This window comes from Vibrio antiquarius (assembly GCF_000024825.1).
In the GTDB taxonomy this organism is placed as follows: domain Bacteria; phylum Pseudomonadota; class Gammaproteobacteria; order Enterobacterales; family Vibrionaceae; genus Vibrio; species Vibrio diabolicus.
Window position 1 is genome coordinate 1,299,266 of the sequence record NC_013456.1, and the last position, 16,854, is coordinate 1,316,119.

The 16,854-nt window shown below is 45.1% G+C and carries 16 protein-coding genes; 9 read left to right on the top strand and 7 right to left on the bottom strand.

Annotated elements, in window-relative coordinates; translation table 11 throughout:
- Nucleotides 1-51: 51 nt before the first annotated feature.
- The gene (gloB, locus tag VEA_RS06155) at nucleotides 52-810 is read right to left on the bottom strand and encodes a hydroxyacylglutathione hydrolase (RefSeq protein ID WP_006741673.1); all 759 of its coding nucleotides are present in this window, start codon (nucleotides 808-810) and stop codon (nucleotides 52-54) included.
- Nucleotides 811-847: 37 nt separating this feature from the next.
- On the opposite strand from gloB, the gene VEA_RS06160 reads away from it, so the two are divergent.
- Complete coding sequence (locus VEA_RS06160; protein ID WP_012841508.1) at nucleotides 848-1,594, top strand: class I SAM-dependent methyltransferase; 747 nt, start codon at nucleotides 848-850, stop codon at nucleotides 1,592-1,594.
- Here VEA_RS06160 and rnhA read toward each other — a convergent pair.
- Nucleotides 1,591-2,055, bottom strand: a complete 465-nt coding sequence (gene rnhA, locus VEA_RS06165) for a ribonuclease HI (RefSeq protein ID WP_012841509.1) — start codon at nucleotides 2,053-2,055, stop codon at nucleotides 1,591-1,593. The genes VEA_RS06160 and rnhA overlap by 4 nt on opposite strands.
- Before the next feature lie 59 nt (nucleotides 2,056-2,114).
- Here rnhA and dnaQ point away from each other — a divergent pair, with 59 nt between their 5' ends.
- The 5 genes from dnaQ (at nucleotide 2,115) to VEA_RS06190 (ending at nucleotide 5,926) form a co-directional block, all read left to right on the top strand.
- Nucleotides 2,115-2,837: a DNA polymerase III subunit epsilon gene (dnaQ, locus tag VEA_RS06170; protein WP_005380385.1), complete on the top strand. Its 723-nt coding sequence runs from the start codon at nucleotides 2,115-2,117 to the stop codon at nucleotides 2,835-2,837.
- Between the two features lie 8 nt (nucleotides 2,838-2,845).
- Entirely contained in the window at nucleotides 2,846-4,096 is a 1,251-nt protein-coding gene (locus VEA_RS06175) for a TIGR03503 family protein (protein ID WP_006741675.1), read from the top strand.
- 221 nt (nucleotides 4,097-4,317) lie between these two features.
- Complete coding sequence (locus VEA_RS06180; RefSeq protein ID WP_041852902.1) at nucleotides 4,318-4,848, top strand: hypothetical protein; 531 nt, start codon at nucleotides 4,318-4,320, stop codon at nucleotides 4,846-4,848.
- 191 nt (nucleotides 4,849-5,039) lie between these two features.
- On the top strand, nucleotides 5,040-5,432 hold the full coding sequence (locus VEA_RS06185) for a DUF1353 domain-containing protein (RefSeq protein ID WP_041852903.1): 393 nt from the start codon (nucleotides 5,040-5,042) through the stop codon (nucleotides 5,430-5,432).
- Between the two features lie 83 nt (nucleotides 5,433-5,515).
- The gene (locus VEA_RS06190) at nucleotides 5,516-5,926 is read left to right on the top strand and encodes a GNAT family N-acetyltransferase (RefSeq protein WP_041852904.1); all 411 of its coding nucleotides are present in this window, start codon (nucleotides 5,516-5,518) and stop codon (nucleotides 5,924-5,926) included.
- Between the two features lie 73 nt (nucleotides 5,927-5,999).
- Here VEA_RS06190 and VEA_RS06195 read toward each other — a convergent pair whose 3' ends face one another.
- Both VEA_RS06195 and fadE read right to left on the bottom strand, forming a co-directional pair.
- Nucleotides 6,000-7,775, bottom strand: a complete 1,776-nt coding sequence (locus VEA_RS06195) for a SulP family inorganic anion transporter (protein ID WP_006741676.1) — start codon at nucleotides 7,773-7,775, stop codon at nucleotides 6,000-6,002.
- A 211-nt stretch (nucleotides 7,776-7,986) separates the two neighbouring features.
- The gene (gene fadE / locus VEA_RS06200) at nucleotides 7,987-10,431 is read right to left on the bottom strand and encodes an acyl-CoA dehydrogenase FadE (protein ID WP_006741677.1); all 2,445 of its coding nucleotides are present in this window, start codon (nucleotides 10,429-10,431) and stop codon (nucleotides 7,987-7,989) included.
- A 376-nt stretch (nucleotides 10,432-10,807) separates the two neighbouring features.
- On the opposite strand from fadE, the gene lpcA reads away from it, so the two are divergent.
- Both lpcA and VEA_RS06210 read left to right on the top strand, forming a co-directional pair.
- Nucleotides 10,808-11,383 carry a D-sedoheptulose 7-phosphate isomerase gene (gene lpcA, locus VEA_RS06205; protein WP_005380392.1) on the top strand — a complete coding sequence of 192 codons (576 nt, stop codon included), beginning with the start codon at nucleotides 10,808-10,810 and terminating at the stop codon, nucleotides 11,381-11,383.
- Between the two features lie 51 nt (nucleotides 11,384-11,434).
- On the top strand, nucleotides 11,435-12,280 hold the full coding sequence (locus VEA_RS06210) for a class II glutamine amidotransferase (protein WP_006741678.1): 846 nt from the start codon (nucleotides 11,435-11,437) through the stop codon (nucleotides 12,278-12,280).
- Nucleotides 12,281-12,644: 364 nt separating this feature from the next.
- On the opposite strand, the gene purN is transcribed toward VEA_RS06210, so the two are convergent.
- Both purN and purM read right to left on the bottom strand, forming a co-directional pair.
- Nucleotides 12,645-13,307, bottom strand: a complete 663-nt coding sequence (gene purN / locus VEA_RS06215; RefSeq protein ID WP_006741679.1) for a phosphoribosylglycinamide formyltransferase — start codon at nucleotides 13,305-13,307, stop codon at nucleotides 12,645-12,647.
- A 151-nt stretch (nucleotides 13,308-13,458) separates the two neighbouring features.
- The gene (gene purM / locus VEA_RS06220; RefSeq protein WP_006741680.1) at nucleotides 13,459-14,499 is read right to left on the bottom strand and encodes a phosphoribosylformylglycinamidine cyclo-ligase; all 1,041 of its coding nucleotides are present in this window, start codon (nucleotides 14,497-14,499) and stop codon (nucleotides 13,459-13,461) included.
- Between the two features lie 179 nt (nucleotides 14,500-14,678).
- On the opposite strand from purM, the gene upp reads away from it, so the two are divergent.
- On the top strand, nucleotides 14,679-15,305 hold the full coding sequence (upp, locus tag VEA_RS06225; protein ID WP_041852906.1) for a uracil phosphoribosyltransferase: 627 nt from the start codon (nucleotides 14,679-14,681) through the stop codon (nucleotides 15,303-15,305).
- 121 nt (nucleotides 15,306-15,426) lie between these two features.
- On the opposite strand, the gene VEA_RS06230 is transcribed toward upp, so the two are convergent.
- Nucleotides 15,427-16,680, bottom strand: coding sequence for a uracil-xanthine permease family protein (locus tag VEA_RS06230; protein WP_006741682.1), 1,254 nt, complete (start codon nucleotides 16,678-16,680; stop codon nucleotides 15,427-15,429).
- Between the last annotated feature and the right edge of the window lie 174 nt (nucleotides 16,681-16,854).

Consider the following 16,854-nt stretch of genomic DNA (forward strand, 5'->3'; position numbering starts at 1 on the left):
AATCAGCCCCTGATAATACTGGGGTCTTGCAAACTTACAAGCAGAAAATGGTTAAAATTCGTTCTTCCACTCACGCAAAGCAGTAAAAACCGAGCATGGATCGCTATTTTTAATGCGACTAGCAACAGATTGAACCACGTCAGGGTTGGTGGTTCGCAAGAACGGATTAATCCACTTTTCTTTGCGTATTGTTGTTGGAAGTGTCGGAATGTTTAGGGCTCGCAGTCGGTTTACATCATCGCGATATTGACGGAGCTGCTCATTATCAGGCTCAACCGCTAAAGCAAACGCCACGTTACTCGCGGTGTATTCATGCGCGCAGAAAACTTGAGTTTCTTCTGGTAGAGACGTTAGTTTGTTAAGTGACTCAAACATTTGCTCTGGCGTACCTTCAAAAATACGACCGCAGCCTGCGGAAAACAACACGTCACCGCAAAACAGTTTTCCGTCTCCAACGTAACCGATATGACCTAAGGTATGGCCTGGTAAACCTAGCACCAAAAAGATTTCGCCAAATAACTCCAGTTTGTCGCCTTCTTCCATGGGGGTGGTTAGGGTTGGAATTGGCTCAGATTTCGGGCCCACAACGGCGACTTCAGGAAAGGCACGCACTAAGTCTGGAACGCCACCAATGTGATCGTTGTGGTGGTGCGTAATTAAAATCGCTTCTAAAGTTAATTCGTTAGCCTGCAAGTATTCTAACACTGGCTTCGCATCGCCCGGATCAACGACTGCGCAACGCTTATCGCTATTTTGTATCAGCCAGATGTAATTATCATTAAATGCGGGTATGCTTTTGATCTCTAACACGATTCGTTCTCCGTCACCCATTTTAGTCAGGTGGTTAATGAAACCAGCACTCAGCAACAAAACTATACCACACCCGTCGACTTGGTCAGCAATGAACAACGGTCCGTGGGTGCTTGAGTCAATCCAGACCCGACTTGATGAATGGTGTCCGAAACTCTTCGGTTACCATATGCTCAAACTGGGCGGGTTGAGCTGTGAGCTAACCAGCTGTAATTGTAACATTCAACACCAAGTCAACGTAGATATCCAGAACCCGTTGCATAATGTGATTGCAGATGGTTACGAATTGCCCTTTTTGGAAAAAAGCTTTGATGTTGTGATACTCGCTCATCAGCTCGACTATGCAAGCGATCCACACCGTTTGCTACGGGAAGTCGATAGAGTGATGATGGATGATGGTTATTTGATAATCACTGGATTTAACCCACTAAGTTTGACTGGATTAGCGAGTTTGCTTCCATGGCGTAAACATAATTTGCCTTGGAGTGGACGAATGTTTACGTCGAACCGCATCAACGACTGGTTAGGGTTACTTAATTATCAAGTGATTCATTGCGATCGTTACGCGCTGTTTCCGATGAAGCGTTACCGCACGATGTGGACATGGTTGGAAAACAGTCTCGGTGATTGGGCGTCACCTGCAGGGAGTTTGTATTACATTGTGGCAAGGAAACGAACATACCCTCTCAAGCCTATCAAACCGCATTGGCGTTTGAAGAAAAAGCTCACACCACTAGGGGTGATGAATCGAGAGGGCAATACTATGAGGAAAGAATCTCGTTAAGAGGGTTGGTAACCAGTATCTTCCTCGGTTGGGTTTTCTGCGGCGGTACGGGCTAGCTCATCACAAATTTCATTCTCACGATGACCAGCGTGGCCTTTTACCCAGTGCCATTCAACTTGATGGCGTGCAGTTTCTTTGTCTAGAGCTTGCCATAGATCGGCATTCTTCACGGGTTTTTTATCCGCTGTTTTCCAGCCACGCTTCTTCCAGTTATGGATCCACTGAGTAATACCTTGGCGCACATATTGGCTGTCAGTCGTTAAAGTGACTTTGCAAGGTTGTTTTAACGTCTGCAGCGCGACGACAGCCGCCAACATTTCCATACGGTTGTTGGTGGTTAACGTGTAGCCTTTGGAAAGCGTCTTTTCTACGTCTTTGTAACGCAATACAATGCCGTAACCACCTGGTCCTGGGTTACCTAAACAAGAACCGTCAGTGAAAATCTCAACGTGTTTGGTCATATTTTTTGGTACTATTAGCCGAAACATTTAATAAAGCATAGTCTGACATACATAACCTTATGAATACCAGCAGCAATTCTGAATATAACCGCATTGTCGTTCTCGATACCGAAACCACAGGTATGAACCGCGAGGGTGGTCCTCACTACATGGGACACCGCATTATTGAAATCGGTGCCGTGGAGATCATCAACCGTAAGCTGACTGGTCGTCACTTCCACGTTTATTTAAAACCCGATCGTGAAATCCAACCAGAAGCGGTTGAAGTTCACGGTATTACGGATGAATTCTTGGTTGATAAACCGGAATACGCGAGCGTGCACCAAGAGTTTCTTGAGTTTATTAAAGGCGCCGAACTTGTTGCCCACAATGCGCCCTTCGATACGGGCTTTATGGATTACGAGTTTGGCATGCTCGATCCTAACATCGGCAAAACGGACGACTACTGCAAGGTGACCGACACCCTTGCTATGGCGAAGAAAATCTTCCCAGGTAAGCGAAACAACCTTGATATCTTATGTGAACGTTACGGTATTGATAACTCGCACCGTACACTCCACGGAGCTTTGCTCGATGCGGAGATTCTAGCCGACGTTTACCTCTTTATGACGGGTGGTCAAACGAGTCTAGAGTTTAACGCGAATAAACAAGAGGGTGGGGTAGAAACCATTCGCCGTATTGAAGGAAGAAAAGCGCTAAAGGTTTTGCGCGCAAGTGCCGATGAACTAGAAGCTCACCAAAAAAGATTAGAGTTGGTGAACGACTGTATTTGGCATCAATAGGAGAAGCTATGCTGAGGGCTTTGTTGGTCGCGTTTTTAGCGATATGGAGTAGTCTCTCGAGTGCATCGAGTGAATCTGCTATGTCTTTGTTAGACAATCGCTTTCGAGTGGATCCAACCATCGAGCAGATCACTTTTTTAGTTTATCGTGAGCAAAGTTCTCAGCCAGTTGTTTTAGTCCGCCCTGACGGTAAAAAGTACTATGCTTGGGACGCCTACGACAATGTACGTTGGTACCAAGAAGCCTCACTCGATATTATCTCCGTTGACAACCCTATGCCAGGCCCATGGCAGGCTGTGGGGAAAGTCACTCCTAAAAATAACATCCGCTTAATTTCTCACTTAAAGCTCAGCACGGATGTGTTCCCAAACCGATTATATAATGGGGAAGCGCTTAAGTTTACAGCTCGCCTAACCTCCGACGACAAACCTCTTGTACTGCGTGACTTCCTTGACCGCGTGAATCTGCGCGTGACATTTACCAAGTTTGTCGAAAATGAAGATGAGTTGATCAAAGAAGCACGTCCAGTGCCGATGGTTGTGGGTGAGTTTGCTGATGATGGCCGCGGCTTGGATGAAAAAGCAGGGGATGGTGTGTTCACTGTCCAACTACCAATAGACGTTGAGCCCGGTAAGTACCGTGCGCGAATCACCTCTGGTAATGGCGTATTCTTACGAGCGCAAGAGCAAGTCATCTTGGTTTATCCGAACCCCATTTCTCGTACTTTTATTCAGGCGCGTAATCCTGACAAACCACACCAATTGGTGGTGAGTGGTGAGCAAGGTATGATCGCGCCAGGCTCAATCGCAGTCACGGTGGAACAAGATGCACCCGATGGCTTCGTTAGCTACAGCCAAGGGCAGGTGTCTGAAGATGGAATGAGAACCACGCTGAACCTCAATAACGATGCTGAGCTAGGTAAGTACGCATGGCGTGGCGAGATCTTTGCCACTGATTTTGCGACTCAACGTCCACTGGTGTTTCCTATTCCAGAGCAAACCTTCAGTGTTGTTGATGAAGTTGATCTAGAAGCCGCTCGAATTGCAAAAGAAGCTGAATTAGCCGAGCAGCGCCGTATTGAAATGGAAAAGCAAATTATCGCTGAGCGGGAGGCTGAGCGTAAGCGCAGCATGATTATTATCGCGGTGGGTAACGTGATAATGCTGCTGATTGTGATCATTGCATGGATAGTCTGGCGCAAAATTAAAGCGAAGCGCGATGCCATGCCAGAGATGCAGTTAGAAGTGCCAAAGAAATAGTAGTAACACATGAAGCGAGAAACGGAGCCAATCGGCTCCGTTTTTTTTTCAAGTTACCAAATTGGAAGAAGAAAAATGGATAAATTATGAATATTTAAGTTTACTGTACTCAAATATATGTTTGGGATTTTATATAAATAATATATCATTTTTACTTTCTAAATTGGTTGCATTTTTAATGTGACTAACTTTCAAAATAATCAATTAAAGATAAAGAAATAATGAATAAAATTTTAGCTTTTTTTTGTGCAGTGATAATTGTAGGTTGCTCTTCTATTGATAATGGTATTAATAATACAGATGCGGGAAGTAATAATTTAAAATCACTTGATACCTTCACTTTTGATCCCTTAAGTAAAATCCAAAAAGTAGAAATACCAACTTATTATGATGGCTTGTTTGATACAGCAAGACCCTATTTAGATGAAAAGTACCCTTACACTTATGTCAGTAAACCTCAAGCATACATAATTGATGACGAGATTATTTCTTTTGCTCCCTGGTTTCCTGTCGAAGGAAGGTTTACGGTTTTTCCAACCGCTCACTATATAGTTATAACTCAAGAAACCGAGAGTGGCTTAGTCTCCGCACGATTTAATCATGAACAAGTAATTAAGCTGTTAAGTGAAGAGTATAAAATTACTGAGCATACAAGTCCGTTTTTTCATTATGTTCTAGAGGTTTCTCCAAGTGAACAAGCCAATTTTGTAGAAGATATCCATAAAAAATTGAGTAGACTTCCTTCAGAATAAGGATTTCTGGTTAAATTTTGATCAATAAAGTCAGGGGTTCTGGCTTTATTGATTGCATGGAGTTCTATTTATATTGATTTGGGCTTTGTAATAGGTAGTACGCCATAATAACAAGAGCCGATCTTGTAGGGTTTCTGGATAAATATTCAGCTGTGCGTGATAAATAAGAATAAGTAAACGCGAGGTCTCTGATGAAATACAAAAAGCGTCAGAAGTATAAATACACTCTCCATTCTGAAGAAAAGATTGAGACTCACATTTCAGTGAGTCAGGCGTATGACAGCCCTTTTCTTAGTTTGTCCAAACAAGGCATGTTAACGATTAAAAAGGGCTATGCTTGGGATGGAGCGAGTGGGCCAGCATTAGACACAAAAAACATTATGAAAGCTTCTTTAGTGCATGATGCTCTTTACCAACTCATGAGGGAAGAGGTGTTGCCTCAAAGTGCTCGAAAGCATGCGGATATGTTGCTGAGAGAAACATGTTTAGAAAAAGGAATGTCTAGATTCAGAGCGACTTATATCTATTATGGCGTCAGAGTTGTCGGTGGCTTCTTTTCCAGACCCGACACTTTGTGTGCTTAATGGGAACATCTTTCCAATTTTAACTGGTTATTTATACAGTTTGGTTATGTAAGCTCCAAGGTGATACAAAGGAGTCGTACATAATGACAATAAGATATGAAGAACACGTGCCAAGCCCGAAAGAATACTGTGATATGCGCGTCAAAGCCGGGCTATCACCCAAATCGTTGAAAGCTGCTGAAATTGGTCTACCCAATTCGTTATATGGTGTATCTGTTCGGGATGAGGGAAAGCTCATTGCAATGGGTCGGGTTGTTGGTGACGGGGCGTGTAACTTCGAAATTGTCGACGTTGCCGTTGATTCTGATTATCAAGGTAACGGTTTAGGTAGAAAAGTCATGGAATACATCGACGGCTATCTTTCTTCTGTTGCACTTGAAGGCTCTTACGTTTCTATGATTGCTGATGAGCCGGTCTTTTACGAAAAGCTTGGTTATAGGCTGGTGGCTCCTAAAAGCCAAGGGATGACAAAAAAGTTTAAGCCGAAGGGGTAACACGTATTCAGCTGTGAAGATAAGTACTTGAAAACAGGAGTTTAATCTCCTGTTTTCTATATTAAATTTCCATTTAAGCCACTTCTGGAATTGGTTTGGGTGGCTGCTCTAAATCAGGCTCTTTTTGAACAGTAGGAATTTGTCCCTCACCCACAGCACTGATGTAACAGCCACTAAGTTTAATGGCAAGGTACATATCGGCTCGCAGTAAGATGCCTCCTTCACTGGTGCTGATACCAGTAAGCTCACACCATTGACGTAAGCGTCGTTTCCTTCCTGCGAGGATTAAGCGTACGCCTCTCTTTTTTAAAGTATTGTGAATATCTGACAGTGTTGCCATCACACTGAGATCTAAGTGAGTAAAGCTCGATACGGCGTCGATGACAACGCAACTTGCGTCTTTGTGATGTTCTACTTGCTCTAACACTCGGCGTTTAAAGTACGGTGCGTTGAAGTAAGTCAGCGGCGAGTTAAAGCGGTAAATCACCATTCCAGGAATAGGCGAAGCTTTTCCTGAGTCGTCGATGGTCCGAATGGTGCCTTTTTCATCCAAGCCAAGTAGCTGATCACTCGGTCGCATGACAATACGTAAAAATTGAAACAGCCCTAGCAGTACCGCCAAAGTGATCCCCGGTATTACGCCTACGATCAAAACAGAAATAAAAGTGATGATTGCTAGATAGAACGCATCTTTGTCACGAGATTTTAATTTCCAAATGGCTTTGAGATCGAGCAGCGACAGGGATGCGATGATCAACACGACACCAAGTGATGCGATGGGAATAAACTGTAAAGGCTCATAAATAAATACCGCAATAATGGCAATGGTGATTGCGGCGACAATCGAAACTAATTGAGATTTACCGCCATTTGCATCATTTACCGCTGTGCGTGAGTCAGCGCCGCTTATCGCGAAACCTTGCGAAAACGCTGAGGCAATGTTGGCAAAGCCTAACGCCTGAAACTCTTTATTTGCATCAATATCATAACCGTTTTTAGCGGCGAAACTGCGCGCGGTGAGCATCATGCTAACAAAGCTGACAATCGCAAGGTTGAGCGCCGGGACCACTAGCTCACGAACTTCACCTAGCTCAAACTCCGGCGTTTGAAACTGAGGGAAACCACCTTGAGTGAGCCCAACTACGGATACGCCCATCTCTTGTAAATGGAAAAACCAAACTGACGCGGTAGTCACGAGTATCGCCAGCATGGCAGCAGGCCAAGTTGGTCGGTAGCGTTTGGTGAGTAAATAAACGACAACCGTCACGATACTCAGAGTTACGGTAGGCCAATGAAGCTCGGTTAATCGTTGTGGAGCCTCCCATAAGCGTTCCAGCAAATAACGTTGTTCGTATTTCAAACCGACCACTTTGGCAAACTGACCAACGATAATTGTGAGAGCGACACCGTTGAGTAGACCCAAAAGAATCGGGCGAGAAAGGAAGTCTGCAAACACCCCTAACTTGAAACGACTGGCCAGTACACACCAAATACCAGTCATCGCTGTCATGGTCATGACTAACTGCCAATGTTTTGTAGGATCACCCGCGGCAAGCGGCGTAACAACGGCGGCAATCACTGCACAAGTTGCTGCATCGGGTCCGACAATCAGTTGTCGAGATGTGCCCATCATGGCGTACACCAACATTGGCAGTACACACGAGTACAGACCGACAATTGCGGATACACCGGTTAGCTGTGCATAAGCTATGGCAACTGGCAGGGCAACCGCGACAACAGAAAAGGCGGCTCTAAAGTCGTTAACAAACCATTCTTTTTGATAATGCTTAAGCTGAACAAGCCCAGGGAACCACTGTGCGAATAATATTTTAGCCAACGGATTTACCATATATGTGAGTGAGTTACTTAAAAGTATACACCGCTTGCTTGGAACGTCTGTGAGTTAGTTATCACTGGAAATCGGGGGGAAGGTTCGGAGTGCGTGGATTTTATTGCGCTTGCGCAGAGGTTCTTCGTGGTGTGAGGTGTTATGAACGCTATTCTGGTAGCAATAAAAAACGGGAGTTGTCACTCCCGTTTTATGGTTTCAGATTAGAGAGTTAGGCAACGCTATCCATCTGAGGGTATAGCGGCTTTGCTGCGAGCAATTCCGGCTCAAAGTCGTCAACGTTGATTGTATCCAGACGATGCTGTTCAGCTTCTCTTAGTAGGTCGGCTTCTTCTTGCGTGATCAAGCCTTGCTCTAGCCCTTCCTGAGCAATCATATCCAAACGTAGGAATGGACGACGTTTGCCTTGAGCTTTACATACTTTGTCGAACACTGGCTCAGCTTGAAGAATGACTGACAGGGCAAGCTCAATCTTACCTGCTGCGTTGTGCTCGGTTGGTTCAAGGTACTGACCGCGACCAATGCGTGAGCGCGTTGCACTAGGCGTTTGTAGAATGCGCGCCACTTTGCTGTCTAGTTTATCGCTTGGCGCTTTGCGTACACGACCGAATGGCATGATTAACACGCGCAGTGCACGACCAATCACTTTGTTCGGGAAGTTTGCTAAGAATTCGTCTACCGCCACTTCCGCTTGTTTCAAACTGTCTTGTAGACCCCAGTGTACTAATGGTAAATCTTCGACTGGGCGGCCATCTTGCTCAAAACGTTTCAACGTCGCAGAGCTTAAATATAGCTGGCTTAGAATGTCACCAAGACGCGCTGATAGACGCTCTTTACGCTTCAAAGAGCCACCTAGCACTGCCATCGAGATATCCGATAGCAAGGCAAGGTTTGCACTGTAGCGGTTCAACTGTTGGTAGTAACGCTTGGTTGCATCTTTGGTTGGTGATGAAGAACCTAAACCGTCGCTCAAACCAAACCAGATACTGCGAACGAGGTTACTCATGGTAAAGCTCACGTGACCAGCAAGCGCTTTATCAAACTTCTCTACAGAGTCACTGGCATCAGAGTACGCGGCGTTCATTTCTTCAAGAACGTATGGATGACAGCGAATCGCACCTTGACCAAAGATGATCATTGAGCGTGTTAAAATGTTTGCACCCTCAACCGTTACCGCGATTGGTGCACCTTGGTAACCACGGGCTAGGAAGTTAGAAGGTCCCATACAGATCCCTTTACCGCCCACGATGTCCATTGCGTCGATGATGCTTTGCTGACCGCGATGAGTACAGTGGTACTTCACGATAGCTGAGATAACCGAAGGTTTTTCACCTAGGTCGATACCTGCCACGGTTAAGTTGCTTGCCGCGTCCATTACGTAAGCGTTACCACCCAGACGTGCCAATGGCTCTTCTACGCCTTCCATGTGACCGATAGGTTGTTTGAACTGGCGACGAATGCGTGAGTAAGCGCCCGTTGCCATTGCCGCAGTTTTGATGCCACCTGTTGAGTTTGAAGGTAGCGTGATACCACGACCAACCGATAGACACTCAACCAGCATACGCCAACCTTGGCCCGCCATTTTTTCACCACCGATAATGAAATCGATAGGAACAAAGATGTCTTTACCGCGCGTTGGACCATTTTGGAATGGCACATTGAGCGGGAAGTGTCGGTTACCAATCTCAACACCTTTGACATCAGTTGGGATAAGCGCACAAGTGATGCCAAGATCTTCTTTGTCGCCTAGCAAACCTTCAGGATCGCGAAGTTTAAATGCTAAGCCTAGTACCGTTGCGACTGGCGCTAGGGTGATGTAGCGCTTGTTCCAAGTCAGGCGCATACCCAGTACTTCTTTTCCTTCCCATTCGCCTTTACAAACCACACCGTAATCTGGAATAGAGCCAGCGTCAGAGCCTGCTTCTGGACTCGTTAAGGCGAAACAAGGGATTTCCTTACCTTCAGCTAGGCGCGGTAAGTAATGATTTTTCTGATCTTCAGTACCGTAGTGTTGCAGTAGCTCACCAGGGCCCAAAGAGTTAGGAACACCAACGGTAGACGATAGAACGCCAGAAACACCCGTTAGTTTTTGTAGTACTAGTGATTGAGCGTATGCTGAGAACTCAAGACCACCGTACTTTTTCTTAATGATCATGGCGAAGAATTTGTGATCTTTCAGGTATTGCCAAACTTCTGGCGGTAAGTCCGCGAGTTCATGGGTCACTTGGAAATCACTCACCATGGCGCACACTTCATTCACAGGGCCGTCTAAAAAGGCTTGTTCTTCCGCACTTAACTTAGGTGCTTGAATCGCGTGTAGCTTTTGCCATTCTGGTTTGCCTTTAAATAGTTCGGCTTCCCACCAGACGGTACCTGCGTCTAACGCTTCTTTTTCGGTTTGAGACATAGCTGGCAGCACTTTCTTGAAAAGCGCTAATGCTTTGCGACTTATCAAAGACTGACGTACGCCAGGAACCGCGAATACAGCGGCAGCAAGAACGTAAATCGTCCAACCAGTAACGCCAACCGCGCCTGTTACTGTAAGCGCTAACATAGCTGCTGTGAGTAAACTAATAGATTTCACGAGAGACATGCGGTGGTAGAGCGTAATGCCTAACACGACCGTCATCGTGATGATTGAGAGCAAGATGTCCATATGTATTTTCCTTTTCAGACTTTATAAGTGTTGTACGTCTGTATGTTAGGTAAGAGGTCTAACCAGTTGGTTTAAGTGTAATCAAAATATTAAGGAAATGTAAAACATAAGATTGGATAAAAAGTGATCTAAGTAGAGTTAAAGTTCTAAAGTTGCGATTTGAGTGATGGTTTCATGAGCAAGTTGACAAGTTTATTACCATCACCAATCTAAATCTGTTGGTTCACTATCGACACTAATTCTCGTTTGTGGGTAAACTCAGAGTAATCAAACCCGAGTTCAGGTTTATGAAATGTCCGATACCAAATTGGTATCAGAACAATTTGCTCAGTGAATCTAGGACTGACTGAAGCCGAAATAATAAAGAGAACGTCTTATGTACCATGATCTGATTAGAAGTGAATTAAACGAAGCTGCTGAAGTGCTCAACAAATTTTTAAGCGATGACCATAACATTGCGCAAATCGAAGCAGCGGCGAAAATGATTGCTGACTCATTCAAGCAAGATGGTAAAGTACTGTCATGTGGTAACGGTGGTTCTCACTGTGATTCGATGCACTTTGCCGAAGAGTTAACAGGCCGTTACCGAGAAAACCGTCCTGGCTATGCTGGTATTGCTATTTCAGATCCAAGCCACCTTTCTTGCGTGAGTAATGACTTTGGTTATGACTTCGTGTTTTCCCGTTATGTAGAAGCGGTTGGCCGAAAAGGTGACGTCCTGTTTGGTCTGTCGACTTCAGGTAACTCAGGTAACATCCTTAAAGCGATTGAAGCGGCGCAAGCGAAAGGCATGAAGACGATTGCGCTAACAGGCAAAGATGGCGGCAAAATGGCAGGGCTTGCCGATATTGAAATCCGCGTGCCACACTTTGGTTATGCAGACCGTATTCAGGAAATTCATATTAAGATTATTCATATCATCATTCAGTTGATTGAAAAAGAGATGGAATAGTCGTTTCACGGCCACCTTTTCGAGCTGTGTTGTTAGGGAGTTTTTTTAATCATGTGTGAATTGCTCGGTATGAGCGCTAATGTTCCGACGGATATTTGTTTCAGTTTTACCGGGCTCATGCAGCGTGGAGGTCGAACTGGCCCACACCGTGACGGATGGGGAATTACCTTCTACGAAGGGAAAGGTTTTCGAACTTTCAAAGATCCCAAGCCAAGTTGTGAGTCGCAAATTGCAGAGTTAGTGCAAAATTATCCTATCAAGAGTCGTGCTGTCGTTAGTCATATCCGGCAGGCGAATCGTGGTGGTGTTAATTTAGAAAATACTCATCCCTTTACACGTGAGTTATGGGGTAGGTATTGGACGTTTGCGCACAACGGTCAGCTCTCAGGCTATCAAGACTTACATACGGGTCGACACCGACCTGTCGGCGAGACAGATAGCGAACTGGCCTTTTGTTGGTTGCTGAAGCAAATGGAAGATCGATATCCTGAGCCGCCAAAGGATATGGAATCGGTATTCTTATATGTTGCTAAATGTTGTGATGAGCTAAGAGAGAAGGGTGTATTTAACATGCTTCTGAGTGATGGTGAGTATGTAATGACGTATTGCACCAATCATTTGTATTGGATCACGAGACGCGCACCGTTTGGTAAAGCCGCTTTGCTTGATGAAGATGTGGAAATTAACTTCCAAGAAGAAACAACGCCACATGACATTGTTTCTGTGATCGCGACTCAACCTTTAACGGGTAACGAAGCTTGGCAGCGGATGAAACCTGGCGAGTACGGCTTGTTTCACCTAGGTGAACTAGTGAAAAACAATGCCTCTGAACTGGTGAATGTGCCGTTTGCAGCGGCGAAACCGGGCAATCAGGCGCCAACTGAGCCGTTAGAATAGCGGTTAATTCGGAACAACTCGTAAAGCTCGCTTAATCGCGAGCTTTATTTTTATGCGTTTAAACCGAGGGCGGATACTGGTGAACTCTCATACTTTCTAGCCTCCAAGTCTCGCTAAGGCTTGCTGGAAAGACGTAACTGATAGAAATTTCTCATGAAACACCACGTTATTCTGAACGGTGAGGAACGAACCAGATTCAGAATCTACTTTCCGAGTGTTGTGTTACTCAAGTGGTTATGGGATTTTTTAGAATGTTGGGTTTTAGGTTTCTAGTCGCACTGCGGCTTTCTTGAATCAAGTTTATAAGTTTCAAAACAACAAAAGGCAGCTCTCAGGCTGCTCTTTTGTGTTTGGAGTTTAGTATTCAGGAATACTCATCGGAGGCGTAGCCGTGTGCGCCAAGTTCTGCGCCATCTAAATAGGCTTTACCATCCTTCATGATCAACCGCTCGTCTACCAGCCACTTAGCCACCATAGGGTAGATTCGGTGCTCCTGAGCCTGAACACGTGCTGCAAGTACACTAGCATTATCGTCTTCGAACACCGGAACTTTTGCTTGCAGTATGACAGGGCCACCATCAAGCTCTTCCGTTACAAAGTGCACACTCGTACCATGTTCTTTGTCGCCAGCATCAATTGCTCTCTGGTGTGTGTGTAGCCCAGGATATTTTGGTAGAAGAGAAGGGTGGATATTGATCATCTTACCCATGTAATGAGAAACAAACTCGCTGCTCAGAATACGCATGTAGCCCGCCAGAATAATCACGTCTGGTTGGTATTCATCGATTTGACTCATTAGCTCTGCATCAAAGCTTTCACGCGAGTCGAATGCTTTAGGGTCGACAAAGTGACCGTCTACATCAAAGTTTTTTGCACGTTCTAAACCAAAAGCATCAGCTTTGTTAGAGAACACGGCTGCTACTCGTGCGTTTGGCATGCTGTCTTCGCAAGCTTCCAAGATAGCTTGCAGGTTACTTCCGTTACCCGAGATGAGGACCACAATGTTTTTTAGGGTATGGTTTTTCATGATGTCGAGAGTGCCTTGGTATTGTAGGTTGGAGTTATGTAGCTTCTAAACTACCTACTAATAGAATGGTTTTTATTGTTCTAGATAGCAAAATGAGGACCTAGTCATCTAGTGTCCTCATTCTTTTTATCTTGTGGGCTCGATTTGCAAATTATTGGATTTCAACTTGCTCTTCGTTCGCTTCTGCTTGTGCGATTTGACCAATCACCCACGCGTTTTCGCCTTCTTCTTTAAGAAGAGCAACTGCTGCGTCTGCCTGGTCTTTCGGTAGTGCGACGATTAGACCCACACCACAGTTGAATGTGCGGTACATTTCGTGTGTGTCGACATTGCCTTTCTCTTGTAGCCACTTGAAGATCACTGGCCATTCCCAGCTGTTACCATCGATAACTGCTTTTGTGCCTTCAGGCAGCACACGTGGTATGTTTTCCCAGAAACCACCACCAGTGATATGAGAAATCGCATGGATGTCGTGTTTCTCAATCATCTTAAGTGCTGATTTGATGTAAATCTTAGTTGGTTCTAGTAGGTGCTCACCGATAGTGCGACCTGCTAGTTCTTCGTTCTTATCTGCACCTGATACTTCTAGGATTTTACGGATAAGGGAGTAACCGTTTGAGTGTGGGCCGCTTGAGCCAACAGCGATAAGTGCATCACCAGCAGCGACTTTCGTGCCGTCGATCACGTCTTCTTTTTCGACTACGCCAACACAGAAACCAGCAACGTCGTAGTCTTCGCCTTCATACATGCCAGGCATCTCCGCAGTTTCGCCACCAATTAGGGCGCAACCTGCTTGAACACACCCTTCAGCGATACCTGAAACAACATCCGCTGCGGTATCAACGTCTAGTTTGCCTGTTGCGTAATAATCTAGGAAGAACAGTGGCTCTGCGCCTTGCACGATAAGATCATTTACACACATCGCAACAAGGTCGATGCCGATAGTGTCGTGCTTGTTCATATCCAGTGCTAGGCGAAGCTTAGTACCTACGCCATCAGTACCAGAAACCAGTACAGGTTGTTTGTATTTGGTTGGCAATTCGCATAGCGCGCCAAAACCACCGATACCACCCATAACTTCAGGGCGACGAGTACGTTTTACCGCACCCTTAATACGATCCACAAGCGCGTTGCCTGCATCAATATCTACACCAGCGTCTTTATAGCTAAGAGAAGAGTTGTTACCACTCACAGGGAAGTCCTCGGTATTAAGTTGGATATGAAAACGGCGCTATTCTAACAGTGCTTAAACATAGATAGCAAACGTTTGCGTCTGTTTTTTTCTTTAGTGATTTATCCTGATATCCCTGTCAAAATCATGTATAATCTGAAGGTTTGTTTAAATATTGCCAACTATAGCCGGAGATGGACATGAAAGTTGTTGAAGTAAAGCACCCTCTAGTAAAACATAAAATTGGTCTAATGAGAGAAGGTGACATCAGCACAAAACGTTTTCGTGAGTTAGCGACTGAGGTCGGTAGCCTACTTACTTACGAAGCAACGTCAGACTTTGAAACAGAAAAAGTGACCATTGATGGTTGGAACGGTCCGGTAGAAGTAGACCAAATTAAAGGTAAAAAAGTAACCGTAGTACCAATCCTACGTGCAGGTCTAGGTATGATGGACGGTGTTCTTGAGCACATGCCAAGCGCACGTATCAGTGTTGTTGGTATTTACCGTGATGAAGAAACACTTGAGCCAGTTCCTTACTTCAACAAGCTTGCTTCTAACATCGATGAGCGTATTGCGCTTGTTGTTGACCCAATGCTTGCAACGGGTGGTTCTATGATTGCTACGATTGATCTTCTAAAAGAGAAAGGTTGTAACCAAATCAAAGTGTTGGTACTTGTTGCTGCACCAGAAGGTATTGAAGCGCTAGAAAAAGCACACCCAGATGTGGAGTTATACACTGCGGCAATCGATGAGAAGCTAAATGACAAAGGCTACATCGTACCGGGTCTAGGTGATGCAGGTGATAAGATCTTCGGTACTAAGTAATTCTTTAATGTATTACTACGACTGAACAGAAAAAACAAAGGCTTGGTGAAAACCAAGCCTTTTTTATATCTATAATACGAGAAGAATAAAATGCGCCATTCAGTAAAGCAGCGCAGACGCACTATTTCGCGTTCTCTTCTTCCATTTGTGCGTTATCTACAACGTGGTTTTCACCTAAATCGTTTGGTAGCACAAGGTTAAGAATAATTGCCACGATACCGCATAGGCTCACACCTTGTAGGCTGAACTCGCCAATACCGAAAGCCATACCGCCAATACCAAATACAAGTGTTACGGCAACGATCACTAGGTTGCGAGACTTATGTAAATCAACGTTATTCTTGATCAGTGTGTTGAGGCCTACTGTGGCGATAGAGCCGAACAGCAGAATCATGATACCGCCCATGACAGGTACTGGAATCGTTTGAAGAACCGCGCCTAGCTTACCTACCAATGCAAGTACGATTGCAGTGATCGCAGCCCAAGTCATGATCACAGGGTTAAATGCTTTGGTTAGCATTACCGCTCCTGTAACTTCACTGTAAGTGGTGTTTGGTGGAGCACCCACCATTGAGGCTGCGATAGTTGCCACCCCGTCACCTGCGATTGTGCGATGAAGGCCAGGTTTTTTTAGGTAGTTTTTACCTGTAACGTTTGAGATAGCAAGCATGTCACCTACATGCTCTACCGCAGGTGCGATAGCGACAGGAATCATAAACAAGATTGCGTTTATGTTGAACTCTGGCGCGGTGAAGTTTGGCATAGCTAGCCAAGCCGCTTGTGTTACTGGAGTGAAATCAACCACCCCATAGAATAGAGAAACAGAGTAACCAGCAAGAATACCACCAACAATAGGAACGAGCTTCAAGAAGCCTTTTGCAAACACGCTTAGTACAATGGTTGTGAGCAGTGAGACCGCCGAGATGATGATCGCAGCATCACCATTAACAAGCTGTGCAACACCATCACCGGTTTTACCTACCGCCATGTTCACTGCTGTTGGAGCAAGGCCAAGACCAATCACCATGATCACAGGACCAACGACAACAGGCGGGAGAATTTTATGGATAAATCCAACACCACGCACTTTGATCATCGCCCCTAGAGCCACATAAACCAGGCCCGCTGCCATTAAGCCGCCCATCGTTGCGCCGATACCCCAAGTTTGGATACCGAACATAATAGGAGCAATAAACGCAAAAGAAGAGGCAAGGAAGATGGGAACAGAACGTTTAGTCATTAATTGGAAGAGGAGAGTACCGACACCGGCACCAAAGAGGGCGACATTTGGATCAAGGCCAGTTAACAGCGGCACAAGCACCAAAGCACCAAAAGCGACAAAGAGCATTTGAGCGCCTTGTAACGCGTTTTTCATAATAATTCCCTATTTTCAAGATACGCAGACAAATCCGGCGAATACTATCATCCTGCAATCGTTTGCAACGTTGCATGGATCAAACTTTCGATTGAATCTTTCCCATAAATAGCGTTTTTGAGAGTTAGTTGCTTGCAAATTGGCCTCTTTTACGAGTCTTGCGTGACGATGAAA